Source organism: Shewanella sp. ECSMB14102, assembly GCF_000813075.1.
Lineage (GTDB): Bacteria > Pseudomonadota > Gammaproteobacteria > Enterobacterales > Shewanellaceae > Shewanella > Shewanella indica.
Genome location: NZ_JWGX01000022.1, coordinates 22,729 through 47,606 on the forward strand (window position 1 = coordinate 22,729; position 24,878 = coordinate 47,606).

Annotated in this window: 14 protein-coding genes and 1 pseudogene; 6 read left to right on the forward strand and 9 right to left on the reverse strand. The window is 56.4% G+C overall.

Annotation, left to right across the window (positions count from 1 at the left end):
• Nucleotides 1–135 precede the first annotated feature (135 nt).
• The 5 genes and pseudogenes from RC73_RS08280 to RC73_RS08300 all read right to left on the reverse strand — a co-directional run.
• Nucleotides 136–1,566 (reverse strand): annotated as a pseudogene (locus RC73_RS08280) (PfaD family polyunsaturated fatty acid/polyketide biosynthesis protein); the annotation flags it as partial.
• Nucleotides 1,567–1,792: 226 nt separating this feature from the next.
• Nucleotides 1,793–7,657, reverse strand: coding sequence for a hotdog fold thioesterase (locus RC73_RS08285; protein WP_039034213.1), 5,865 nt, complete (start codon nt 7,655–7,657; stop codon nt 1,793–1,795).
• Nucleotides 7,658–7,664: 7 nt separating this feature from the next.
• On the reverse strand, nt 7,665–10,055 hold the full coding sequence (locus tag RC73_RS19850) for a PfaB family protein (protein WP_052248082.1): 2,391 nt from the start codon (nt 10,053–10,055) through the stop codon (nt 7,665–7,667).
• Nucleotides 10,052–17,608, reverse strand: coding sequence for a type I polyketide synthase (locus tag RC73_RS08295; protein ID WP_052248083.1), 7,557 nt, complete (start codon nt 17,606–17,608; stop codon nt 10,052–10,054). Before RC73_RS08295 ends, RC73_RS19850 begins: the two co-directional genes overlap by 4 nt.
• On the reverse strand, nt 17,605–18,390 hold the full coding sequence (locus RC73_RS08300; protein WP_039034214.1) for a helix-turn-helix domain-containing protein: 786 nt from the start codon (nt 18,388–18,390) through the stop codon (nt 17,605–17,607). The genes RC73_RS08295 and RC73_RS08300 overlap by 4 nt, the downstream gene beginning before the upstream one ends.
• A 400-nt stretch (nt 18,391–18,790) precedes the next feature.
• On the opposite strand from RC73_RS08300, the gene RC73_RS08305 reads away from it, so the two are divergent.
• Both RC73_RS08305 and RC73_RS08310 read left to right on the forward strand, forming a co-directional pair.
• Nucleotides 18,791–19,075, forward strand: coding sequence for a hypothetical protein (locus RC73_RS08305; protein ID WP_129978400.1), 285 nt, complete (start codon nt 18,791–18,793; stop codon nt 19,073–19,075).
• A gap of 46 nt (nt 19,076–19,121) precedes the next feature.
• Nucleotides 19,122–19,892, forward strand: a complete 771-nt coding sequence (locus tag RC73_RS08310) for a 4'-phosphopantetheinyl transferase family protein (protein ID WP_052248084.1) — start codon at nt 19,122–19,124, stop codon at nt 19,890–19,892.
• Between the two features lie 61 nt (nt 19,893–19,953).
• On the opposite strand, the gene queF is transcribed toward RC73_RS08310, so the two are convergent.
• Complete coding sequence (gene queF / locus RC73_RS08315) at nt 19,954–20,811, reverse strand: NADPH-dependent 7-cyano-7-deazaguanine reductase QueF (protein WP_200887990.1); 858 nt, start codon at nt 20,809–20,811, stop codon at nt 19,954–19,956.
• A 59-nt stretch (nt 20,812–20,870) separates the two neighbouring features.
• Between queF and syd the strand changes: the two genes are divergently transcribed.
• Entirely contained in the window at nt 20,871–21,512 is a 642-nt protein-coding gene (gene syd, locus RC73_RS08320; protein ID WP_039034216.1) for a SecY-interacting protein, read from the forward strand.
• 75 nt (nt 21,513–21,587) lie between these two features.
• Here syd and RC73_RS08325 read toward each other — a convergent pair whose 3' ends face one another.
• Nucleotides 21,588–22,361 carry a Zn-ribbon-containing protein gene (locus tag RC73_RS08325; protein WP_039034217.1) on the reverse strand — a complete coding sequence of 258 codons (774 nt, stop codon included), beginning with the start codon at nt 22,359–22,361 and terminating at the stop codon, nt 21,588–21,590.
• Entirely contained in the window at nt 22,361–22,699 is a 339-nt protein-coding gene (locus RC73_RS08330; protein WP_039034218.1) for a hypothetical protein, read from the reverse strand. The genes RC73_RS08325 and RC73_RS08330 overlap by 1 nt, the downstream gene beginning before the upstream one ends.
• 166 nt (nt 22,700–22,865) lie before the next feature.
• On the opposite strand from RC73_RS08330, the gene RC73_RS08335 reads away from it, so the two are divergent.
• Nucleotides 22,866–23,231 (forward strand): DUF3192 domain-containing protein, encoded by a 366-nt coding sequence (locus RC73_RS08335; RefSeq protein WP_039034219.1) that lies wholly within the window; start codon nt 22,866–22,868, stop codon nt 23,229–23,231.
• A gap of 16 nt (nt 23,232–23,247) precedes the next feature.
• On the opposite strand, the gene RC73_RS08340 is transcribed toward RC73_RS08335, so the two are convergent.
• On the reverse strand, nt 23,248–23,478 hold the full coding sequence (locus RC73_RS08340) for a DUF2789 domain-containing protein (protein ID WP_039034220.1): 231 nt from the start codon (nt 23,476–23,478) through the stop codon (nt 23,248–23,250).
• 334 nt (nt 23,479–23,812) lie between these two features.
• Between RC73_RS08340 and RC73_RS08345 the strand changes: the two genes are divergently transcribed.
• Nucleotides 23,813–24,463: a GNAT family N-acetyltransferase gene (locus tag RC73_RS08345; protein WP_039034221.1), complete on the forward strand. Its 651-nt coding sequence runs from the start codon at nt 23,813–23,815 to the stop codon at nt 24,461–24,463.
• 12 nt (nt 24,464–24,475) lie between these two features.
• Complete coding sequence (locus RC73_RS08350; RefSeq protein ID WP_039034222.1) at nt 24,476–24,781, forward strand: DUF962 domain-containing protein; 306 nt, start codon at nt 24,476–24,478, stop codon at nt 24,779–24,781.
• Nucleotides 24,782–24,878: the final 97 nt, after the last annotated feature.

The window sequence follows — 24,878 nt, forward strand, 5'->3', positions numbered from 1 at the left end:
GGAACAGTAAGCTCAGTTTGACAAGTCGCTCAATCCATTCATTCTAACGGCATACTCGCTCGATTGATGGTGACTGAGGCCAGAGGTAGGTTATTAACTTGCCTCTGGTCTTTTTGTATCAAGATTCGCTTCTTATCAGTCCAGCGATTTCAGCGGCCGATAATGGCCCAGGCTGGATGGCAGGGCTATGCCCTGGCTTCGCAACTGGTTGACCCGGTTTTGATAGGCGGCGCCTTCGAGCAGTTGCAGTGCCAAGTCCACGGCGCGGCGCTGACGGTAATCATCCAGGTAGCTATCCTTGGCCCAGGCGTTGAAGGCGCCCAGTGCCGGCCCGGCCCAGATCTGGTAATCCATCTCCCGACCACTTTCCCCTGTGTTGGACCAGCGGCTCGATAGCCCCAGATACCAGCGAAAAATAAGCGCCATCTTGCGCTTTGGATTGCCCTCGGCGCGGCGAATTTGTTCGGGGTCCCGCGCCATAAAGTGGGCAACCGTACCTTGCCAGATTTCATCCAGATTGGCGCGAAACACCTGAGTTTCCAGCTTTTGGCGCTCATCGGCCGGAATGGCCTCTATCGAGTCGTAGCGGCTGTAGATTTCGTAAAGCTTATTGGCCCGCATGGGGAAGAGGGTGCCGCGTTTTACCACTTGCAGCTTGACGCCCATCTCAAACATATCTGCGGCCGGCGCCATGGTGACATCGGCCATTTCCACTGTCGCCAATAGCTTACGGCTGTGCTCGCTGGCACCGGCTTCGATACAGGCCTGATTGATAGAGCCGGTAACGATAAAGGCGGCGCCCATATTGAAGGCCGCCAAAGCGGCATCCGGCGTGCCTATGCCGCCACCTGCTCCAACCCGGATAGGTTCTTGGTAGGCGTATTTCTCCTGCATTTTATCCCGCAAGGCGATAATGGTGGGCAGCAGGGTAACCAGAGGACGATTGTCGGTATGACCGCCGGAGTCTGCCTCGGCGGTAATGTCGTTGGCCATGGGCACCTGCCGGGCAAGTTCGGCCTGCAGTTCGGTGATCCATCCCTGGCTCAGCAGCTGCTGGAGGATTTTCTCCGGCGGCGGCGCCATAAAGTGGGCGGCGACTTCGGTGCGGCTCACCTTGGCTATCACCTTGTTGGCGATTAGGGTGTTGCCGTCACTGTCCCGGCTCAGTCCGGCCACCCGATATCTCACTATGTGAGGGGTCAGCGCCAGAAAGGCCGAGGCTTCGACTGTACGCACCCGGTGTTTGAGGTAGAGCTCGACCGCGCCTTGTTCGAGTGCTGGTTCGCTGGGGCTGTGGATCAGGTTAAAGGCGTAGGGCCCGCTTGGCAGCGCCGCCTGAATTCGGCTGATGGCGGCTTCCACTCGGGCGGGCACCAGACCGGCGGCGCCGAATGAGCAGAGAATGCCGGCCTTGCCGAGGGCAATCACCAGATCTTCGGAGGCGATACCGTTGGCCATGGCGCCGGCATAATAGGCGTACTTGACTTTGTGGCAGGCGGCAAAGGCCGGATCGCCGAGCGCTGCTGCGCTGAGTGGCGGCACCATGGCACAAACCGGCAGTGTATTGCCGCTAGCACTCGCCTCGGCAAGCTGTGCCTGATTGGCAAACAGGATTTCACCCTTGGTTTGTTTGGCGACAAACAGCGGCTTATCCAGCGCCTTGATTGCGTTGACGGCACAGTTATCCGTGGCCGCAAAGACATCATCACTATTTGGGTTCAGGGCCCAGGGCCAATTGAAGCTTGTCATCTTGTTGCTCTCATTATCTGTTCGGTTGTCTTTGCCTGAGGGCTCAGGCTTCTTCAATGGCCAGAGCCAGATCTTTTATTTCATAAATTCGCAGGCCATCTTTGGCTAGCCAGGCATCGGCTGTCAGTGTGACTCTGTCCGGCGTATCTTCTATGGCTGTGATATGCAGCTCCAGCGACATCTGCCGGTTCAGGGGATTAATCTGACCGCGGTATTTCCACTGTACCTGACTCAGGCAATGGGCGAATCTTGGGTTACTGAATTGGCTTCCAAGCCCGGCGTCCAGGGCAAAGGCACTCAGGAGTTCCAGCATGGCTTCCACTCCGAGCGAGCCCGGCATCACAGGGTCCTGATGGAAATGGAAGCGGAAGAACCAGTCAGCGGCATCGATTTTGCGCTCGCCATAGATGTAGCCCAAGTTGGAATGGCCGCCTTGGCGGCAGATGCGGATAGAATCGACAAAGTTGAGTCGACCGCCCGGCAGGCGCAGGTGTTTTTGCTCCCAAGAGCCATGATAGAGAGCGCAATCGGCGGCGCGAAGATCATAGCTTACATCGGCCTCAAGCCCCTGCTGTTTATCCCAGGGCTCGGTCACCTTGCCGTTATCCAGCCCCAACTGGTTTTTCAGCGCCTCGGCCTTAAAGTAACCAAATACTGCCTCGCCTTCATAGAAGGGTTCACCATCGGCGCTGAGCACAAAGCTGAAGCTCTGGATGATGTTGGTGCCCGCCTTGACAGTGCTCAGCAAACGCGAGTCGTTGCTGATGGTCTTGCCACGCAGGTCAAGCCGGCGCAGCAGTGTGCCTTTACCGTCGAGGTTACGGAAGAAAAGCTCTGTGTCGCCATAGCCCAAGGTGGTGCCCATATAGCCGGAAATAAAACCGTTGGGCTGCAGCGCTATCTCCATCAAAATCGAGTAGGGCATATGCGCCGGGTGACTGTTTTCACTGAAGTACCAGGCCTTGGGCGGCACTTCATATTCGCCGATGCAGGAGGCCGGAGACTTGAAGTCGCCGCGCTTGCCAATCACCTGTGTCACCCTGGTGGTGAGCTGCAGATCGCCGCAGGGGGTGCGCGGTGGGATAAGTCCGCGGTAGGCGGCAAAGTCGGGGCCGAAGCAGTTCTCAATATCGCCGGTGGCGAACTCGAACATATGCCAGGGGGTAAAGGGCGCAGTATCTGGCCTGCGATTCGGGTAGTCCGGTGTTACTGGCGCCGGAACATGCCTGACCGGGAGCACGCCGTGAATGGGCTGAGAGTCCGGGCAGCTTTCCTGGCTCATCAAGGGAGCATTGATGGACGCCTGGCGTCCGGCGTTCAGCGCCTCGTTAGCATCACTTGCCGAGGCGGCAGGGTGTTGCGGCTTTCTGCTGTGCTCCTGGTTGCTGTCATCGGCATACCTGTGACAGTCTTCATCTTCTTTGAGCATGACGCCCAGATCCTGGAAGTCCACCACCACCTTGCCGTCGAGCAAGATCTCAATATTGGCCTTGGCCCAGGGGCTGGGGGTCAGTCCTATTTCGGTGACTTCCATCCGATAGGTGAGACGATTGGATTGCGGCTGTACCTGTCCGCGACAACGCACCTTCTGCGGCGCACTTTCCAGTGGTTGGAAGCGGCCATTGCGGGTGTGTTTGTGCAGGCCAAGATAGAGCATATAGAACTGCAGCAACTGACCGCAGCCCTCGGCCATCAAGGAGCCGGCCATCACCTGATCGTCCTTGAAATGACAGGGGAAATACCAGTGATCCGGCTCCAGTCGCTTGTGTCCTTCAACCAGGCCCAGGCCCCAGGCGCCGCCACTTGACTCGACTCTGCTGACCTCTTCGATCATCAGGAACTTTTCCGAGGCAAAACACAGCGAGGCTTGGCGGTAACCCAAGTCATGTGAAGGGCCAAAGCAGGCGCCGATATCACCGCTCAACAGTTGCCTCATCCGCTGATAATCAAATATCTGTTGTTTACAGTGGATCAAGGGCTGGAATTGGCGCTTGTTCGCCATCGCCAGGTTGCGGGCCTTGATCTCCTCTTCGGTGCGGATGACTCCCTTGCCATCGGCCAGCTCGGCATCGGTGAAGAAACCGGCGCAGCCGTTGTCCATCTTGAGGATCAGACGTTCGCCGACAAAACACTCGTAGGAGAAGAAAAACAGCAGGGTATCACCGTTGCGGGCGAAGTGATTGATGGAGATGTCGTATCTCAGGGTATCACCGCCACGGGGCAGATCGCCGAGGAAGGTGAGGGTACAGTCGAGCAAACGGTAGACCCGCTCGCCCTTGTTCTCCAGATCTATGCCGAGATAGCTTATCAGCATCAAGTCACACTGGCCCGACTCCACGGCCACCGCCCAGGGGATCTGGCCATCGACCAGATAGGGGGCGTCCACGGGAATATCATACTCCGTGGTCATGGTGCTCGGCTTGTATTCGCCAAGACGGGCATTGAGTTTAGTCACCCTGGAGACCAGCAGATAATCTGTGGTGGGCAGTCGCACCCGGCGGCGGTAGCTGTCAATCACGGCATACTCGGGGCCGAATACCGGCGCTATGTCGCCCTCGGCGTATTGCACCAGATCCTGATAATTCCAGATACAGGGTTTGTCCTTGAGCGCTTGGGATGTCGCTTTGGGGGAAATGGTTTTGGCAACAGCTTTAGCAGCCGTTTGGACCGAGTCATTGGGCGTGCGCGCTGGCAAAGGCGCTACTGAGGCGGAGTTTTGGGCTGTCGAGCGCTCGTCTTCTGAGCCGATATTTTCGGCGCTTAAGCGGTTTTCGGCCGCAGCTCCGGCGCCCAAGAGGGCGCTGGCCAGTGCCAGTCCGGTTTCACGGCTCTTGAGAAAGGCCTGGTGCACTTCACGTGCCAGCCGTTGATTATCTGCCAGCGCCTGCAGGTGCGCTTCGGTAGCGGCTCTATGGGGTGTGGCCGCAATTTTATCGCCGGGCACGGATTGTCTGAGAGCTGATGGGGCGTGCTGATTGTTCACCGGGCTGAGTTCCTGAGTGAGTTCACTGTTAACTTGTTGGCTGCTGGTGTGTATTACCGGCGTGGCCTGGGTTTGAGTGTTCTTTGCCTGGGCAAGCTTTTGGCGAATGCCGGTCTCGTGTTTAAGCTCGGCGGTGGCGATATGCTGCTCTATGGCGTCACCGCCAAGGGTGATGGTTTGCCACAGCTGGCGGACATTTGCGCCGGCTATCTTTGGACTGGGCTTTTCACTGGCCCCTTGACTGTTCTTTTTATTCTGCGTGCGGAGCGCCTGTTGCAGGCGCGCCTTTTGCTCCGCCGACTGTTGCAAATTAACCGCGGCGCAGCGGCGCTCGCCATCTATCAGCAGGGTGTGGGAATTTTTATCCCTATCCTGGGTCAGGCGCAGCAGCGAGTGCAGCAAACTGGCCATCCCGGCGGCGGCAAAGCTGTGCCCCATACGCGAGACGGCGCTGTGGCTGGTGGCCGCGAGACGGCGAAAAGCCTTGATGCTGGGGCTGTGTTCATCTACCTCAGGCTGTGCGTTCCGGCAAAATGCTTGCTCCCTTGAGTCTGCCGCAGAGAGAGGCCCTGTAGCTGTTAATTCCACTGATGAAAACGGCTTGAAGCTCAGCTCTGTCAAGGCGCCGTAGCGGCCGCTTTGATGCGCAACTGACGGTTTCAGCACCAAGGCACCGGCGCCTTCACCCGGTAACAGTCCAAGCTGCTGCAGACGCTTGCCCGAGTGCAATATCCGCTCGGCGCTGCCGGCGAGATCCACCGCTGCCACCACCACGGCGTCCAACGCCTCGGTGCGGCAGAGATTGGCGGCCACTTCCAACGCCCGGGGAACCGACAGCTCGGCGGCCGAAATACTGAAAGCCGGGCCGTTGAAATCCCATTGGGAGGCGACCCGGGAGGCCATGATGTTGCCTATATAGCTGGTGTATTGATTGAGGCTGGCGCTGGGCAGTACGCTGTCCATCGCCAAACGCTCAAGTTCGAGATACTCATCTTGGCTTAGGTTGATGCCGGCATCGTTAAGGCTCTGGCTAATCTGGCTGTGCAGATTGACCCGGCCGCGGAACTGATGCAGCTCAAGCTCGGTTTCCATGGCGACCAACACAGCCACCCGGCCACCCATGGGCAGATGGGCATCGCGAATCGCATCATCGGCCACCTTGAGCAGCAGTAATTGCTGCGCCACCAGTCTATCCCCCGGATGGGGCGGCAGGCGGAATTTGAGAAAATCCAGTTCAAACTTGTCTATGTAGCCGCCATTGGGAGCCTGTTCAAGCCCCATTTTGGAGAGCAAAGAGCGGTTGCGCTCCAGGCCTTTCCAGCGTTTGGGTGGCAGCGCTCTGGTGGCCGTTTGCCCTTTGGCTATCAGTTTGGCAAGCGTCTCGAGCGAGTCGGCGGCGCCGAAATGCGCGGCGGCGCCCTCAATCGCCAGGCCGTCAGCGCCCTTGTGTTCAGCCGTTCCCGGCGCAGGTTTGGCCGGAATAAGCTCTTTGGCAGTATCTGGCCCTGTAAGCAGCAAGTGGGCGTTACAGCCTCCGAATCCGAACACAGACACCCCGGCAACCGAGCCGGGATTGCCCGCTTTGGTCGGCCAGGGGATGGCGCTGCGCACTATATTGTGCTCGCCAAACAAGCCGTTGGGCGAGCTCAGCGGCGCCGATATTCTCACCGAGGCAGGTAACAGCTTGTGTTTCATCGACAGCAGCAACTTGATGATGCCTGCCATGCCGGCAGCGGTCAGCAAGTGGCTGAGGTTGGACTTGACCGAGCCGATTTTAGGCGCGGCACTGCCTTCCAGGCGTGGGCCGAAAAACTGCTCCATGGAACTGAGTTCCACCTTGTCACCCAGAGGCGTACCCGTGGCGTGGCATTCAATCACCTCCACCTGGGATGGCGCGATATTTGCCGCCTCGGATGCCCGTTCAAACGCCAGTACCTGGCCCTTGCTGGCGGGGCTTAAGACAAACTGGCCGCGACCATCGTTGGAAAGCCCAGTGCCTCTGATTATGCCGTGAATGGTATCGCCATCCCTTTGGGCATCGCTCAGGCGCTTGAGCACTAATACGCCGCAGCCTTCACCGGCAAACAGGCCGCCGGAATGGTTATCCAGCGGGGCGCTTTGGCCCGACTCGGGGAAGGCCTGGAAAATGGAAAAGCCCATATGGATAAAGAAGGGATCTGCACCGCTGACGGCACCGGCCAACATCACATCGGCGCTGTGGTTACTGAGATAGTCGCAGGCCAGGCGCAATGCATAGACTGAGCTGGCGCAGGCGGCATCCAGGCTCAGGCTGGGGCCGCCAAGGCCCAGGCAATCGCACAGCAGTTCAGAGCCCTGGGCGGCGATATCCGTATCCCAATGGCGAATGCTTGCATCTGTGCCTGGGCCGGTATTTGCGTCTGTTCCCGCATCTATGGCTGACGCCAATGGCGGCATGCCGGGGAAACGCCGTCGCAGCGCCGTATCGACACTGTGATGATACAGCGGCAAAAAGGCCTTGTTGGAAGCTCGGGTCGGGAACGAAAGCGTGCCCATCACGGCGCCGCAGCGCGCCAAGTCGGAAGCGTTTTGTGCAGGGGTTAGCCCGGCGCTTTGCAGGGCCTTGCGGGCGCAATCGAGTGCCCACAACAGGTGCTGATCCCAGGTTTGGGCACCCGTTGCCATCTCATCCGCTGATCTGGCATAGCCCTCTGGCGAGAAGTTTAGCTGGCGAATATAACCGCCCTGATCACAATAGAAACGGTCGCTCTGGCCTTTTGCGCCTTGATAATCGTTGACACTGGCGCCCAATTGGCTGTCATTCAGGGAGCTGATGGCATCCCGGCCTTCGCTGAGCAGTTGCCAGAAGGCGTCCAGATCCTCACAGCCCGGGAAGCGGGCGGCCATGCCAACTATGGCGATGGGCTCGGCTTGTTTACTTGTCACTCTGTTCTCACTTTCTCACGTCACTAAGTTTATCGGGCCGGGCAAGCTGTGGATACAGCGCCGCTGTGGCCAGTGGGACCCTGTGGCTGATGAGTCGAGCCAGGGCCTTGAGTAATGCTTTGTTGTCGGCGGCGCCGCTATGCTTGCGATCGCAGCCAAAGGCCTTGATCTCGCTGGAGAGCTGTTTTCCGGCCATCGCCTGAATAATGCTGCTGGTTTGGCTGTCGGCGCCGACCTCCAGAAACAGCTGCGCGCCATGTTTTCGGGCTCTTTGCAGTAGCGACTCCACATTGAGTGGCTGGCTGAAACAAGTCGCTATGGTCTCGGCTATCTGCTGGCGCTCAAGCCTGGCAGGTTTGAGCGACTGCTCGCTGCCGGCGCTGATATAGACGGGCTGCGGCTGTTCAAGCTCACCCGAGAGTGGTCTGTCATAAAAAGCGGTCAATTCGGGCTTTACACGCAGGGCCGCCGGTGTGTGCATGGCGGTGACCCGGTTGGCGGCAACGCCGCGTTTGCCAAGGGCCTTTATCAGTGCCCGGCACTGAGCCTCATCCCCGGCCAGCACGCAGCTTGGCCCCTGACGTATGGCGAGGTAGACCCGTGAGTAAGCCGGGTTTTGCAATAATGGCGTGATGCTGTCTGCATCAATGCGCAGCAGAAAACTGTTCCAGTAGATGGCATCTCTGGCATCGAGTTGCCACTCCTGGCGCACGGCTGTGAGCGCGCCCGAGATCTGCTCTGAGAAAATCCGGCTTTCCAGCGTAGGTTTAACCAAAGCAAAAGGCTTGTCCCAGACGCCATTGGCGGCAAACATGGCCGCTTCGCCCATGGAGTAGCCGATGGCAAAGGCTGGGCGGAGCTTGAGCTCCCGCCGCAGTATCTGCGTCAGCAGCACACTGGCACCGACCCCGGCAACGGCCTGCTCGGCGAGTGTCATTGTTGGCGCCGGACTGGGTGCGGCCTCTGCTTTATCGCTCAAGGTTGTTTCTTTGGAAGCATCGCTCAAGGCTGTTGGCAGCAGGGTGGATAGGGCGACATTTTCGGCTGTTGCCGCGGCCTCAAAATCGGCATAACTGTTGGGAAAGGCCTGTTTTAAGGCGCCGAGCATGCCATGGTAAGCCGTGCCGACACCCGGGTAGACAAAGCAGAGGCGAGCAGGGCCCAGTGGCTTGGCGCAAAAAACGCTGCCATTTGGCGTAATAAGCTCAAGCTCTAGCAGTTCGGCCAAAGACGTTATTTTTTGAAGCTGACCCATGAGCAATTCGCTCTCGGCAATAAGCTCGGTGGCATCTCGGCCAATAAGCACCAGCGAATAGTATTCGCCGCCCTCGGACGCTGTGCCTGAAAAGCTCTGCTCCAGGGTTTTTAATTCATCCGTCAGCCAGCGCGCCAGAGCATGAGTGCTCATCGATTGGCTCAGGCGACTTTGGGCCTGCTGCAGCGCAGTTTGCGCCTCACTGAGCAGAGTCTTTGGGCTGGCAATCAAGGTCAGCGGTAAAAGCCAGGGCGCTCCTTGGGGGCAAAGGCTTGAGGTTAATTTTTTTCCAGAAGCCAAGCCGCTCACACAAGAGCTGTTCAGGCAAGAGCCGCTCAAGGCTTTTTTATCGCCAGAACTGCTCAAGGCTGTTTTATCATAAGAGCCGCTCAAGGCTGTTTCATCACAAGAACCGCTCAAGGCTGTTTTATCGCAAGAACCGCTCAGGGCTGTTTCATCACAAGAACCGCTCAGGGCTGTTTCATCACAAGAACCGCTCAGGGCTGTTTTATCACAAGAACCGCTCAAGGCTGTTTTATCGCAAGAACCGCTCAAGGCTGTTTTATCATAAGAGCCGCTCAAGGCTGTGCCTTGGCTGAGGATCAGCGCCATAGCCGGGGAGTTACTGGCCAGCGCCAGAGACTTGCCTTGAAAAGGCAACCCCGCCATTTTCTGTACCTGGCGCCGCTTGGCAAATGCCTCCAGTTGCAGGCATAACTGCTCAAGCTGCAGCGATTGCTCCAGAAACAGAGTGTCCCTTTCCTCCGTTTCCTGGCGTTTTGCCTGCTGCCAGGCCTGCTTAAGAAGCTGCTGCGGCTTGTGAGCGCCATGGCTTAAGGCCTGCAGCAAGGCTTGGGGATGCAGTCTTGCTTGCGCCGCATCGACTGCGCTTAGCAGCAATAGCCGCTGCTTTGATGGCAGCACCAGGCTCAGGCTTGCCCCGGCCTTGACCTCGGCCACCAGCCAAGGCCAGTCGGGAACCTGATTGCTATCAAACGCGATAGTGCGCAAGGCAGCCCTAAGCTTGGGCGCCAGGCTTTGCTCCTCTTCTACCAGGCACAGCGCCAGCCGCAGCGGCTTTTCGGCCGCGGACTCAGCTGGCTTTACTCCAATGTGAGGCATAGGGCCTATCGCTTTGCTCAAGGCCTTTCTCTATTACCTGTGGCGGCCTTGGCCGGTTCAAAGGCGGCATTGAGCCCCTTGCTAATGGTGACCTTGGCATTTTCCAGCCCGGTTTGCAGTTGGCCCTCGGCGTTGAACAGGGCCAGATCGGCGCTGAGCTGACGGCTGGAGTGCTTGGTCACCTGCAGGCGAATAAGGCCGGTGTCATTTTCAGGTAGCAGGGCGTTTTGCCAGAGCGCCGCCAGGGAAGAGGGCAGGCTGGCGGCATCGTATTTGAGCCGGGCCCAGACCAACATGGCCTGCAGCAGTGCGTCTTGCTGGATCAGGGCGCGATCTTCGCTCGATGCGGCATCCGGTAGCCGGTATCGGCAGCTAAGCCCTTGGTCGTCAAACTGCAGCACCTCAGTAATGGCCTGTAGCTGTGGGCCATGGAACAGGGTGCCGCTGTGATAAAACTCACTGCCTTGACGCACTTGGAGCTCACTTTCACCTGTTTCGGGCATAGAAACATGTGCCAGTGGCTGACTGGCGGGCTGTGGCATTAACGGCTGCTGCATTAAAGGCAGCAGCGTCGCCTGATACTGAGGCCGCTCATCACAGCTGATGCTCGCCTGCAGCTCGCCGTCGGCTCCCAGAGTCAGGCTGAGCTGCAATCGCTTTTCATCACTGTCAAACACCACGCCTTTGAGCAGCTTATAGTCCACGGCGCGCCAATCGCCGCCAAAGAGGCTCTGGGCACTTTGCAGCATCCACTGGAGTGCGCAGACAGTCGGCCATACCGGATTGCCGCCTATGCAGTGATCTTTCAGCAGCGCCAGCTCCTGGCGCTTGATGCTGCGACTCAGGGTTTGCGGGCTAGCTTGGGCCTCTGGCGCATCTGTGTGGTTCAGGCCTTGTTTACCACCCGGGCCTTGCATGCTGGAGCCAATCAACAGCTGCGGCTCCGAGCGGGCCAGAATCGCCTCGGCAAACAGCTTGGCACCGGCTTCTCTTGGGATCACATAGACGCCGCGGGACTCAAACATCTGCTTCAGCGCAGCATTGACCATGCCGCCATCCCAGGGGCCCCAGTTGAAACTGATCACTCGGGTGGTTGGCAACTCATGATGCAGCCGATGAGCGGTTTTATTGAGAATTTCATTGGCCATGGCGTAGTCGCTCTGGCCTGTGTTGCCGTAGAAACCGGCGGCGGAGGAAAACAGCGCCAACAGTTTTAAGTGCTCGGCGGCCTTTTTGTTTGGCGCCAAGGTACTGAGCAAGGCGGAGAGGCCGCCAACTTTAGTGCCTGTAACCAATTCGAGTTCGGCGAGGGTCTTGTCGGCGATGTGTTTATCGGCCAACACCCCGGCGCCGTGAATCAGCCCGCTGATAGGCGCCAATGCTTGAGTGGGCGCCAGTGTGGACGCGACCGCATCCGGGTTACTGACATCCAGGCTCAGGTATTCGGCGCTGGCACCTATGGCCTCAAAGCGCTTGAGCGCTGCGTGTATCTCAAGCGCGTTGACCAGAGGTTTTATCAGGGCTTCCACTTCCTTGGGCGAGGGCTTTTGCCCCTTGGCCAATAGCGCGGTGATTGCGGCTGCTTTTAGCTGACCGCTCTCAAGCCCCTTGGCCCAATCGGGGAATGCTTCCAATGCCAAGGCCTTGCTGCGACCGGCGAGAATAAAGTGACTGCCACTTTGGCGGGCCAGCGCCAGGGCACAGTCCAGGGTGACGCCTTTTGCGCCCCCGGTCACCAGTATTTTATCTGAACTATCGAGTCTGCATGGCGCCAGGCTTGTATCGGCAGCATTCTGGTCATCGGCCGAAGTCGCTACCAGGGTCACTCTACCGGCGGCGCTTTTGCCCCACTCCAACGGATCCTGGCTCGGGCTGTAGAGCGCATCCATGACTTGCGAGGCCAGCGCCGAGGCATCAAGCTCAGGAGCAAGATCCAACGCGCGGCAATGCACCTGAGGCCATTCCTGCGCCAGGGTCTTGGTTAAGCCAAACAGGGCGCTCTGATTCAGTTCACAGGGCTGACCGCTGAAACCCAGCTGACCATCCATACGCGCCACAGTGATAAAGGCGCGGCGGCCTTTTGTCGGCGTTTGCCAGGCTGGGCTCAAATGCTTGGCGAACAGGAAGCTCAGTTGTACCTGAGTCTTGGCCGTGATGTTGAGCGGCATCAACTCTTCGAGTTGTTCCCGCGGCAGTTGTGGCTGCAGATGGATATAGATGGCCACTTGCTGTTCGAGCCCGGCGATGAGCGCCTCGACTCCGGCATCATCATTGCTGGCCAGAGTCAGGATTGGCAGCTTGCTATCCAGCGCCGATTGCGAATCGGTTGCCGCCGGGCGCACCAGAGTGACATTGATGCCACTGTCTGTCAGTTTCTTGGCCAGGACACCGGCGTTGTGGCCGTCATCGAGCAGCAGCGCACAGCTGTTCGCGGCAAACAGAGCCTCGGCGCTTGCGCCTGAGAATCTATCTGCCGCCGGCAGCTTTTTTAGGCTGACTCCCGCATGGGGCGGCAAGGCCACACTCGGCTGAGTGTTTGGCGTCTCATCGGTTTGGGTTAGCGGCTCGGCTGCATGCTCAGCGTTTGAACCGGCAAAACAATCTATGATCTGCCCCAGGGTGCGGCATTCGCTTAAGCTTGCGGCGTCCAGCTGTGGCAGCTCTGGCAATTGGTCTTGCACTGTACCGAGAATTTCCACCCGCTTGATGGAATCGATACCGAGATCGGCCTCCATATCCATCCCCAGTTCGAGCATTTCGGCCGGGTAGCCGGTCTTGTCCGCCACTACCTGCAGCATGATTGCCGTGATATCACTCTGATTTGAAACTGGCTCAGGCTGCGCGCTTGAATCCACTCCGGCGCTTTGCTGCAGATAATCGACTATCTGCCCCAGGGTGCGGCATTCGCTTAAGGTGGCGGCATCCAGAGGCGGCAGCTCAGGCAATTGGTCCTGCACTGTGCCGAGAATCTCCACCCGTTTGATGGAATCGATACCGAGATCGGCCTCCATATCCATCCCCAGCTCGAGCATTTCGGCAGGGTAGCCGGTCTTGTCGGCCACCACTTGCAGCATCAGTGCCGTGACATCGCTAGCCGTGTTTGATTGAATCGGGCTTGGCTGAACGCTTGAATTCACTCCGGCGCTTTGCTGCAGATAGTCGACAATTTGCCCCAGGGTGCGGCATTCACTCAAGGTGGCGGCGTCCAGCGGCGGCAGCTCAGGCAATTCATCTTGTACTGTGCCCAAGATCTCCACCCGTTTGATGGAATCGATACCAAGATCGGCTTCCATATCCATCCCCAGCTCGAGCATTTCGGTCGGGTAGCCGGTCTTGTCGGCCACCACCTGCAGCATCAGTGCCGTCACATCACTAGCTGTGTTTGATTGAGCCGTGTTTGACAGGGCTGGGCTCGGCTGAATTGGCTCGGGTTGCACACTGGAATCCACACCGGCGCTTTGCTGCAGATAATCGACGATCTGTCCCAGGGTGCGGCATTCACTCAAGGTGGCGGCATCCAATTGTGGCAGCTCAGGCAAGGCATCCTGCACTGTGCCGAGAATTTCCACCCGCTTGATGGAGTCGATACCAAGATCGGCCTCCATATCCATCCCCAGCTCGAGCATTTCGGCCGGGTAGCCTGTCTTGTCGGCCACCACCTGCAGCATCAGTGCCGTCACATCACTAGCTGTGTTTGATTGAGCCGTGTTTGACAGGGCTGGGCTCGGCTGAATTGGCTCGGGTTGCACACTGGAATCCACACCGGCGCTTTGCTGCAGATAATCGACGATCTGTCCCAGAGTGCGGCATTCACTCAAGGTGGCGGCATCCAATTGTGGCAGCTCAGGCAAGGCATCCTGCATTGTGCCGAGAATTTCCACCCGCTTGATGGAGTCGATACCGAGATCGGCTTCCATATCCATCCCTAGCTCGAGCATTTCCGTGGGGTAGCCTGTCTTATCTGCCACCACTTGCAGCATCAGCTCTTCGACACCTGTGCTTGGCTTGGCAGTGGTTACGGCTATGGTTGGGACAGGGACAGGGGCTTGAGGCCGGCTCTGTAGCACCTGGCTGGGTTGCTGTTGCGTGCTTGCGGCTTTGACTGGCGCTGCGGCGTGAGTTATAGGCGCTGCGGCCTGGACTGGCACTGACACTGCTTGGGTTTGCTCTATCTTGGTCAACACAGCATTGGTCAACACAGCACCGCCCTGAAGTTGTTGCAACAACTGCTGGGCGCCGAGATTTTGCGACTGAATAAAGTCGTTGTGGATCTTCAACGTCTCGGCCTGGTGCTGGTGGAACATGGCCAGGGTCTGGTTGAGGCTGTCAGGAATCGCTTTACCTGCCGTTGCCAGTTTTACTTGCTCTGTGAGCAGTTGCTGCACACTGTTGCCATATTGCAGTGGGATATTCAGAAACTGCTGATGCAGCTCGGCCAACTGTTGCTGGGCGCTGAAAAACTGCTGTAATCCGCTGCCGCTGTTTGCTGGGAGGCCGTTTGCAGCTTGTGGCGCTGTAGCTTGGCTCGGTTGACTCGGGTTTTGGCTTGCGGCCGCAACTGGGATCTCGACGATTTTTTCCACGACTTTCTCGACTATTTTTGTCTGTTGACTGATCCGGCCCTCTTTGAGTGAGGCCGCCATCTTCTGGGCGGTCGCCGGGCTGATATAGTTACTGGCACCGAGCTTGATAGTCATCGGTGAGGCTTTGTGTTTGGCCTGGGTTTGTACGGCGCGATAGGCATCGGGATCTGTCAGAGGCAGGCCCGCCAATGCCAGGCTGAGCAGGGCTTGCTTCAGCTCAGTGTCGGCGGCCAGTGAATCGATACAGCTTGGGCTGTCCAGCGACAGGAACAGGCATTCGGCGGCGCGATCGCCCAAGGTGGTTTGCGCCAACCTGGCCAGGGTGTTTTTCGGGCCAAACTCGACAAATATTCTGGCGCCGTCCCGGTACATGCTCTCTATCTGCTCACTGAAGCGCACCTGCTTGAGCATATGCTGCTCCAGGTTGGCTCTGAGGCTTTCGGCATCCTGTGCCAGCTTGTCACCTGTGGCATTGACATACAGAGGCGTTTTCGCATCGCTCAAGCCCTGGCGGGCAATCGCCTCGGCAAAGGGTTGCTGCGCATGGGCCACCAGCGGAGTGTGGAAGGCACCGGATACCGGCAGCGCTATGGCGCGCAAACCTGCCTCGTTCAGTTTGAGGTTGAGCCGGGCTACCGCTTCACTCGCGCCGGCAATCACAAGCTGAACCGGGCTGTTGATATTGGCTATCTGCACCTCGGGTTCAGTCTGCAACAGTTGCTCGAGAGTATTGCGCTCAGCGGCTGAAGGCAGGATAACGGCGCTCATGGCGCCCGGATCTTTATCTTCGGGGACACTGGCCATGGCATCGCCTCGGGCGAAGGCCAGCGTGTAATAGCTCTCACGGCTCAAGGCACCAGCGGCGCGCAGTGCCGACAGCTCACCAAAGCTGTGACCGGCCAGCATATCCGCCTGGAATCCGGCCTGGCAAAGCAGAGTAAACTGCCCCATGCCGAGGGCGCCGATGGCGCTTTGGGCAAAGCGGGTATTGGCCAGTGCCAGTTCATCCTCTTTGCTGGCCTGGGGCGAGAATTTGGCTATCGGGAACACCCGCGCCGACAAGGGGCCCATGCCGTACTTGTCGGCTATGCCCTGGCGGGAAAACTCACGGTCGGCGGCGGCAAATTCGGCGCGAAGCTCGGGATAGAGCTGGGTTAGCCCAGAGCCCATCTGTAGATACTGACTGCCTTGACCGGCAAACAGGGCGGCGGTCTTGGCCTCAGTCAAAGGCGCGCTGCGGTACTCGACTCCCTGCTGTTGCCAACGGGTTCGCGGCTGTTCTTCAGCCGTGCTTTGCAGCTTGTTCAAGGCCAGTTGCAACTTATGCTGCAGCTCTATGGTGTCGCAGGCAAGCAGTCCCAGCCTTGGGCCTTGTACCTGTGTCTGGCTGCCGAGGCGATAGGGCGCGCACAGGGTTTCAAGGTCGTCATGGGCATCTGACTCCAGCGTCTTGAGCAGAGCGCTTATCTCTTGCTCCAGCGTAGGTTTGTCCGGCGCGCAGAAAAGCAGCGGCAAAGGCGTGCGTCTCAGGCGAGCGGGTTGCTTGGGTAATTCGGGGCTGTGCTCTTCCAATACCAGGTGGAAGTTGGTGCCACCAAAGCCAAAGGAGCTGACGGCGGCGCGCCTTGGCGTACCGTCGGTTCTTGGCATCCAGGGGCGGGTTTGAGTGTTGAGATAGAAGGGCGATTGCTCCACTGCCATCTTGGGGTTGGGCTGCTTCACATTGATGGTGGGCGGCAACACCTTGTGATGCAGCGCCAAAGCCGCCTTGATCACCCCGGCGGTGCCAGCGGTCGACTTGGTATGGCCCACCTGGGACTTGATTGAACCCAGCGCAATGTGCTGCAGCTCAGGATTATCCTGGCTCATTACGGCGTTGAGGCCGCTGAATTCGGCCACATCACCGGCGGCGGTACCTGTGCCGTGGGCTTCCATCAGGCCCAGAGTATGGGGCGGGAACCCGGCATCATCATAGGCCCGCTGCAGCGCCTTGGCCTGGCCTTCGGGGCGCGGTGCGTAAATGCTCTTGAACTTGCCGTCGCTGGAGGCGCCAACCCCTTTGATCACCGCATAGATGCGGTCACCGTCGCGCTCGGCATCCTCCAGGCGTTTCAGCGCCACCATGCCTATGCCTTCGCCTATCATCATGCCGCGGGAGTCGGCGTCGAACGGCTTTATCTGCTCGTCGCTGGTAAAGGCCGGGGTCTTGGAGAAGCTCATGTACATATAGGCAGAGTTGTCGGTGCAGACGCCTCCGGTGAGCATCATATCGCTGCGGCCTTCGGTCAGCTCGGTGAGCGCCATACGCATTGCCGCCAGAGAGCCGGCACAGGCGGCGTCGACCACACAGTTCATGCCGCCAAGATCGAAACGGTTGGCAATCCGACCGGCGATAACATTGCCGAGCGACCCAGGGAAGGAGTTTTCCTCCCAGTGAATATATTGGTCCTGAAACTTGCGGATCAGCATTTCGCTGTCCTGCTCACTGACGCCACTCTCGCGGAACACCTTTTTCAGCACAGGGTATTGCAGCCTGGCATTGAGGCTTTGGCTGATCTTCTGGCCACCGCCAATCCCCAAGGTGATGCCGATGCGGTCGCGATCATAGTCCGAGCCTTCATGAATACCTGCATCCTCCAACACCTCTTTGGCTACCACCAGTGACAGCAGCTGCGAGGTGTCGGTCAGTTCGAGGATATTGGGCGGCAGACCAAACTCCATGGGGTTGAAATCCACTTCCGGGATAAAGCCGCCGCGCTTGCAGTAACTCTTGTCGGCGGCTTTCTTGTCGGGGTCAAAATAGTCTGCCACTTGCCAGCGGTCGGCGGGCACTTGGGTGATGGCATCTATCTTGTCGCAGATCAGATCCCAAAACTGGTTCAGATAACGACTGCCGGCAAACAGGCTCGCCATGCCGACTATGGCAATCGGCGTGTCTTTCAGCCTTTTGTTGAGGCGTTTGTCTATCTGAGAGGCTTGTGCTTGGCTCATTGAGCATCTCCATTGGTGGCTGCAAGTTGCGGCCTGGGTTTGCGCCCTGCCTTGGCGGCAGCGGGAAACCTGGATTGGAAAATATGATAGTTGCGTACCAGCAAGCGGCGCAGTGCAAACGGGGCACGCTTGAGGACGTAGGCTATGTAGCGGTCGGCGGCGTGGGTGTCGTCATCCTGATAGATGTCGACATAGACCCAGCCGCTGACGGGATCCATCCCTATGAGTACCGAATGGGTCTGTTGGCCAATGGGAATACTCATGGCTTCGACCTGAACCACAGTGTGTTCATCGGTACTGGGCAGCATCAACGCATCGGCGAGCGTTTGGCTGTTGAGGGTGTAGGTTTGCATCTTGCTGCCGCTGTAGACCGGCAGCTTATTGAAGTGTTTCGGCGGCAGCGAGTGCGCAGCATCAATATTGTCGAGCCGGGACGCGCCGTGGCGTTTCAGACAGCGGGCCAGCCCGGAGCGCGAAACATGGGGATTGATAAACTCTTGGGTGACTTGCAACAGTCTGTCCAATGGCAGCTTGAGCTGCCAACGCAGTCCGACAACCACATATTCCTGAATATCGCTCAGGGTAGTATTCAGATGATGCGGGGTATGGGATTGATCCTGGGTCGACTCGCGTTTACGCCACTTGCGAACGGTTGCTTCACTGATATTCAGTAACCGTGCCAGTTGGCTGACATTGAGCTCCGACTCCTGGATAAAGCGGCGCATTTCCGGGGTGGTGGTGGCATTGCGATGGCGCCGTTTTCCGGTTTGAGTTTGCTTCATAATCAGCTGGGACTGGGCCCTTGGGCTTCCTTTCTCGCCTGTCTGCTATGGTTGCAAACTTCCACAATACTGAGCGTCAGGCTGTTATTTCAGTAACAGGTGAAGCAGATTACCAGTGCCTGCCACTCGATACAATCATCTGGGACTGAAAATCCTGCTTTTGTTTTAAGGCTCTTACTCGCAAATGAGTCCGGAATGACTTGTTGTTGATTTGTTTTTAAATTGATATAACTTGGTTGTTTTGGTTTTTTGTGCTGTAAAAATGGATATCTGATACCTATTTATCCCTAATCCCCTGTGATCTGTTGCCGCTTATATTGCAGCTTATGTTACAACCTGGGTATCTGCCTTTAGGGCAGCTGGATGAACTGGCATCAGCAACAGAAATGGAGAGTGTCAGGTGTATTTAACAAAAAATAATCTATTGGGAATGGCGAGTGCGGCCTTGTTTACAGTACTCGGCGCCGGTTGCAGTGGTACCAGTGCCACGACCGCCGAGTTGTCGCCAGAGGACGCGGCCCGTCAACAAAGACTCGATGAACAGGGATACCGCTGCGATCGGGTTAGGGTCACCGGCAGCAATATTCCCAACCGCCGCTGTACAACCGCCCAGCAGCGGGAAAGAGAGCGGGAAGAGGCGAGAGCCTATGTCGATAAAATGAATCAGCAAAACATGAATGATTAGCACTTGAGACCGAGGGGGAGGCCAGGGCAAAATAGCCTACTCCCCCTTGGTTTTTTTGGAGCCTCCCATCAACGCCGTTCAGCTCTTTTTGTATCCCTTAAGCCCCAGTGAGCCTTTAAAACTCAAAGATCTGGCGCTGTGCCTAGCGCCGGCCGAGCGGGAAAAGTTTGCCCGAATAAGCCATAAAGAGGTAAAGCAACGGGCAATAACAAGCCGCGCCTTGCTGAGAAAGACCCTGAGTACTCAAGCGCCGCTTGCAGCCCGGGAGTGGTGTTTCGATTATGGTCCCCAGGGTAAGCCGCGCCTTTGTGATGAGCAGTTTCAACAGACTCAGCTGCATTTTAACCTCAGTCACAGCGGTGATTGGCTGCTGTTGGCATTGCTGAAACATCCTTCTCCTGAGTTGCAACTTGGCGTCGATATAGAGCGTTTACGGATGCGCACGGCTATCGATACTGTGATGCGCCACTATTTTGCGCCTTTTGAGCTGCAGCAGTTACGAAATCTGGATGATGCCGCGCGGCGAGAGGCGTTTTTCGACCTCTGGGCCTTGAAAGAGTCTTATATCAAGGCGACCGGCAAGGGGTTGGCGCAGCCGCTTGATGGGTTTGCGTTCGACTTGAGTTCCGGGGAAGCATGCTCGGCCGAGCGGCCTGCCGAGATTGTTTCGATGCGCCGCGGGCTTTTGTTAAAGCCTAAGGAAAACACCCGATGGCAGAGTTGGCTTGGCCATATGGAGCCGGGTTATCGATTGGCCCTGACCCTTGGGGCGCCTGCAGCCATCAACTGGCAATTGCAGTGGCACCTTGGCCAGTAGCACTCTGAAATAGGTAACGCGCAAGAATGAAAAAGCGGCCTTAAAGCCGCTTTATGTTCGATTACTGTCTAGCCAGGCGTTGGCTTTCCGGCACGTGCTCAAAGTCACTGCGGAAAGGGTTGATGTCCAATCCACCTCTGCGGGTGTAGCGGGCGTAGACGGTCAATTTACTGCAATGGCAGAAACGCTTCAGATCGGTGAATATCCGCTCCACACACTGTTCGTGGAACTCGTTATGCTGGCGGAAAGAGATCAGATAACGCAGCAGTTTTTCCCTGTCTATCTTGGGGCCCTGGTAGCGGATCATCACGCTGCCCCAATCAGGCTGTGAGGTGATCAAACAGTTGGACTTAAGCAGGTTGGAGTTCAAGGTCTCGGCGACTATCTGCTTGTCGTCTGTGCTTTCTTCGAGCCATTTGGGGTTGAACTCATAGACGTTGACTTCAATATCCAGATCGTCAATGCAGTGCCCCGGCAGCTCAACAACTCTCTGGCTGTTGAAGTGCTTGGGCTCAATCACTCTGACTTTTACCTCGCCATTGGCACAGCGGCTCAGATCTTGGGTCAGGGTCTGCTCGACGGCTTCAGTACTGTCAAAGCGAGTTTGATTGAAACTGTTCAGATAGAGCTTGAATGATTTGGACTCAATTAAATGCTCACTGTTGAGATCCAGCTGGAACTCGGCGATGGCTACCATGGGCTTGCCCTTGGCATTGAGCCAGGAGAGCTCATAGCCGGTCCAGATATCGGCCCCCTGAAACGGCAGAGGTGCACTCAGGTTGATTGCATCACGGTTGAGTTTGCGGGGCACTCCCTGCAACAGCTCTGGGGCGTAATGCTCTTGATAATCTGTCTGCTGACCCAGTGTCAGGCCAGATAAGGCTTCAGCGTTCCGGTAAGGGTCGTGATTCTGTGTCATCAAGCGGGTTTCCGTGTCAAAATAGGTTACCATTATACCTGAATTTGGAAGTGCGATAAGTGTCTTGTGCCCAGGCGTTGGAGCAATTTCTCAGCCGTTATCATCAAAGTTACCAGTCGAGTCTGGGGGAAGGCCCCAGATATTATGCCAGGGGAGAAGCCTCGCCCTGCTTGCTGCAGGAGGATGGCGAAGATCCACTACTGTGGCAGACTATTCGCCGTGAACAGCCAGGCAGTTTTGCCAATGTCAGTCATGCGCTGGAGTTGCCGCTGCATGCCGATATCGACGAGTTTTATGGGCAGTTTTTTGCCGCGCATCTGTTGTTTGAAGCCGATTTCGGCGAAGGGGAACTATTGCAGCCCTGGAGTCAGGATGATTTTGAGTTTCTGCAGCAGAATCTGATTGGGCATTTGATGATGAAACGCAAGCTCAAACAGCCACCGACCTGGTTTATCGGTCTATTGGGGCAAGGTGATGAGATGATCTGCGTGGATAATGAAACCGGTGCTGTCTGGCGTGAGGTCCCGGGTGAGCTTCCCTCAAAGAAGCTGGCAGACAGCCTGGAAGAGTTTCTTGTTATGCTGCGCCCCAGAGTGGCGCCGGCGGTCGAGCCAGTGGAGCCGGCCATGGCGGATGTCGACCATCCCGGTCTCTGGGCGCGAATGAAGCTTATGTGGCAACACCTGTTTTCCCGCCGCTGACAGTCGGGGTTGCCACAGTCACTATTGATTGATGATCACTGCTATTGATGATCCTAGGCTATTGATTGTCCCAGTTTATTGATGATCCCAGGAGAGGTTGGAGACTATCCGGCAGTTGTCACAGCGGAAATGAAATAGATCCAGTAACGGGCTGGGTTGGCGCCAATCCGGGTTGCCGCAGCGGGGGCAGGGACGAGTTAATTCGGCTTGTTTACTCTCTCCCCCGACCCGGTAAAGGTAGTAATAGGTAGGAATTTTGGTCAAATATTCGATACGGCCACGCAAATCCCAGCCGCGGCGAAACAGATCGCTGTCCGGGCAGGAAAGCTCCTCAAGGGCGGCAAATTCGGCCTTGGTTGCTGCGGCCATCTGCAGTTCATCACAGGCTTGCCACTCGGTTTGCCAACGGATCACCCGCTTGTGATCGCCGTTGAAGGTCGCGGGAATACGGTAGAGGGGAATGGGTAGCAAGTTATCGCCGCTGCGCAGTGGCGAGCACATATGCACATAGCTGGTATAAAGCAGCTGCCAACTTGGGGGCTCCAGGGTGCTGACCTCGGAATTGATATCCTGACCTATGAGCTTTTCCTTGGGGGCCAGCAATTTGGCCTCGGTTAACTGTTGCAACGCCTGTTTGGCCCAGGGACTGTTATGCCTGTTGGCCAGACTGGTTTCTTCCGGCAGCAGCAGCCTGACTCTGAACTCCCCGTCTCTAAAGGCCACCGCAAATTCCCTCCCCAATACCTGACCATTGGCTCGCCAGGCTTCAAGCAGGGTGTTGATGGCTTTTTCTGCGGCGCTGATCGTGGTGTTGGCAAAGCATTCAAACCTGAGTTCGCAGACAAACATTATTGCTGCTCCTCAAGCTTGGCGAGCCTTTGTTGCAAGTCCGCGAATTCTTGTTTCAGTTGTTGTTGTTCCTGGCGTAGCCAGCTGATTTCCTGCTGAAGAACTTCTACTGTGGGCACTGCTTGCTGTGGTGCAGTTTCATCCTGTTGAGGTTGGCTTTGAGACATTTTTTCCCGTTCACTCTCAGGCAGGGACTTGAAGCGCAGCAGTCCTTCAACCAGCACGGGCATTGGTAACTTATTGCCGAGTCTTGCCTTAATCAATGCCAGAGAGGGAGTATGGCCGCTTTGGGCTACTGCCGCAGCTGCGGCCATGACCTGTTCCAGTGGAGTGGACATCTTGGTAAAAAACCTCACATTTTCGCCAATAGCTACATAGTGCAGCTGGCGTTTGTTTTTATCTTTTTGATATTTATTAAATTATTTATTGGCCCACATGTTGCATTGCGTTTGCTGCATTTGCTTAACAAAAGTCAACATTTGATAAATATAACAAGGAGTGACAATGAATAAGTTATTACTGCCACTAGTGGGGATTGCAAGCTTAGGGCTTAGTGCTTGTGTGGTCAATGTCGGTGATCACGAAGCCAACTGGGATGAAAGGGAATCCTGGCAATTACAACAACAGCAAAATCAGCAACAACTGGCCAAGTTGAACCTGGGGATGGATCAGCAACAGGTGCAGCAGCTCATGGGGCAGGCCGACTTTAATGAAGCCTTTCTCTCCAATGATCAGCAAGTACAGGTGCTCTTTTATCGTACCCGCCACAGACACAGTGATGGTAAGACCACCAAGGATGAGTGCACCCCCTTGGTGTTTCGCGATCAACAGCTGATAGGCTGGGGCGATAAGGCTTACGCGCAGCTGTAATTCAAACTCATTTCAATCAACGCCTGAGCTGGGCGTCCAAATGATCTATGGTATCTGACCATTGGGCGTCCTCGGCCAGAGCCTCTGTTAAAAAAGTGCGTTGTGCATCATTCCAGAATGGTGCATCCACCAGTTTGACTCCCTCGGGGATAGAATGTGCGTCGATAAAGCCTTCTATCGCCTTGCTGCCGCTGGGGAGTCCCAATTGCTCAAACAAATGGGCCAAGTCTGTGTGGGTGGTATCCATATTCTGACCTCCTGAAATCCCGGCATATTGCCAAGTGATGAGTGATGGGCGAACAAGCCTTCATAAAAAAAGTAAGTATTATTGCTTCCTTAGCTTATATCAATTGAACAGCAGATCCATTTCTTTAAATTGAGGAGGGGGCGCTTGTGCACCAGGAGCGCCTAAAGGCTTGGATGCAAGGTTGTAGGTCAAGAGCTTAGTTAATCCCATCTATAATTTGAATAGATACGCTGCCGGCAGAAACTGTGGTGATAGTTGGTAAGCAAGATGTTGTACTCTGATCCAATATTGTTAAATTGGAAAGTGCCCTTTTGGCTGACAAGGACAACAACAAATGGAAACTCAGACTTCTGATTCCCTGCGTGCCGTTTACCTGACGGCAGAAGATTTACGCTTGGCCGCATCAATTCTTTATAACGCCTATCACGATGATGCGTTTTTTCTGCAGACCTTGCCGGCTGCCAATGCCGCCGAATATGAACAAAAGCTCAGGGCCGCAATTCGTGAAGAGCTCAATGAACTTTGGCAACAGGAGCAGCCCCTTATTGGTTTGTTCGACGCTGAGCGCTTGATTGGGGTTGCCTGCGTGGTTACCTCATCACTTCCCCAAGGCGAAGGGCGCTATTGGCATTGGCGTTTGAAAATGCTGCTGGGGACGGGCTGGCAGGCGACGCAGAAGTTGATGCAGAAGGAAAATTCAATTCTGGAGCACCTGCCGGCGACAGAGTACGGCGTTATTCAATTTATCGCAGTAGCGTTAACCGAGCAACACAAGGGGTATGGCAAGTTGCTCGTCCAGGCGGTATTGGGTTGGTGTGATGAGCAGCCGGAGCTGGAAGGAGTTGGGGTCTTTGTGACCGAGGATGGTCATTCTCATCTGTTTCGAGAGCAAGGCTTTGTACCTGTGGTTGAGCTCAATATAGGGTTGTTAACAGGAGAGTTGCTCTTTTACCACAGTCACACTGATGATGACGTCTACCAATAACAGGAGTTAAGCATGGAGCAAAAGTACAAGAGTTTTGCTGAGTTTTATCCTTTCTACCTGTCGCAGCATTCCGATCCCGTATGCCGAGGTTTGCATTATTTAGGTTCGACCCTGGTATTGCTTTTTCTGTTATTCAGCTTGCTTAGTGGACAATTTGTATGGCTCTTGGCTCTGCCTGTGGTGGGTTATGGCTTTGCTTGGATTGGTCACTTTGGTTTTGAACACAATAAGCCGGCGACCTTTCAATACCCAGTCTATAGCTTGATGGCTGACTGGGTCATGTTGGCCCAGTTTGTCAGTGGCAAACGTCGTTTCTGAGTGTTTTTGGTTATTTACCAGTCCTAATGTGAGACATGTCTCACAAAGCTGTGCGATAAACATAAGCCTTATTGGCTGTTCTTACTGGTGAATAATT

What these genes read in the sequence shown, in the direction of transcription:
- RC73_RS08325 (WP_039034217.1), bottom strand. Translation starts at nt 22,361, where the DNA reads ATGTTTGTCTGCGAACTCAGGTTTGAATGCTTTGCCAACACCACGATC.
- RC73_RS08350 (WP_039034222.1), top strand. Translation starts at nt 24,476, where the DNA reads ATGGAGCAAAAGTACAAGAGTTTTGCTGAGTTTTATCCTTTCTACCTG.
- RC73_RS08295 (WP_052248083.1), bottom strand. Translation starts at nt 17,608, where the DNA reads ATGAGCCAAGCACAAGCCTCTCAGATAGACAAACGCCTCAACAAAAGG.
- RC73_RS08340 (WP_039034220.1), bottom strand. Translation starts at nt 23,478, where the DNA reads ATGGATACCACCCACACAGACTTGGCCCATTTGTTTGAGCAATTGGGA.
- queF (WP_200887990.1), bottom strand. Translation starts at nt 20,811, where the DNA reads ATGACACAGAATCACGACCCTTACCGGAACGCTGAAGCCTTATCTGGC.
- RC73_RS08345 (WP_039034221.1), top strand. Translation starts at nt 23,813, where the DNA reads ATGGAAACTCAGACTTCTGATTCCCTGCGTGCCGTTTACCTGACGGCA.
- RC73_RS08300 (WP_039034214.1), bottom strand. Translation starts at nt 18,390, where the DNA reads ATGAAGCAAACTCAAACCGGAAAACGGCGCCATCGCAATGCCACCACC.
- RC73_RS08335 (WP_039034219.1), top strand. Translation starts at nt 22,866, where the DNA reads ATGAATAAGTTATTACTGCCACTAGTGGGGATTGCAAGCTTAGGGCTT.
- RC73_RS08330 (WP_039034218.1), bottom strand. Translation starts at nt 22,699, where the DNA reads ATGTCCACTCCACTGGAACAGGTCATGGCCGCAGCTGCGGCAGTAGCC.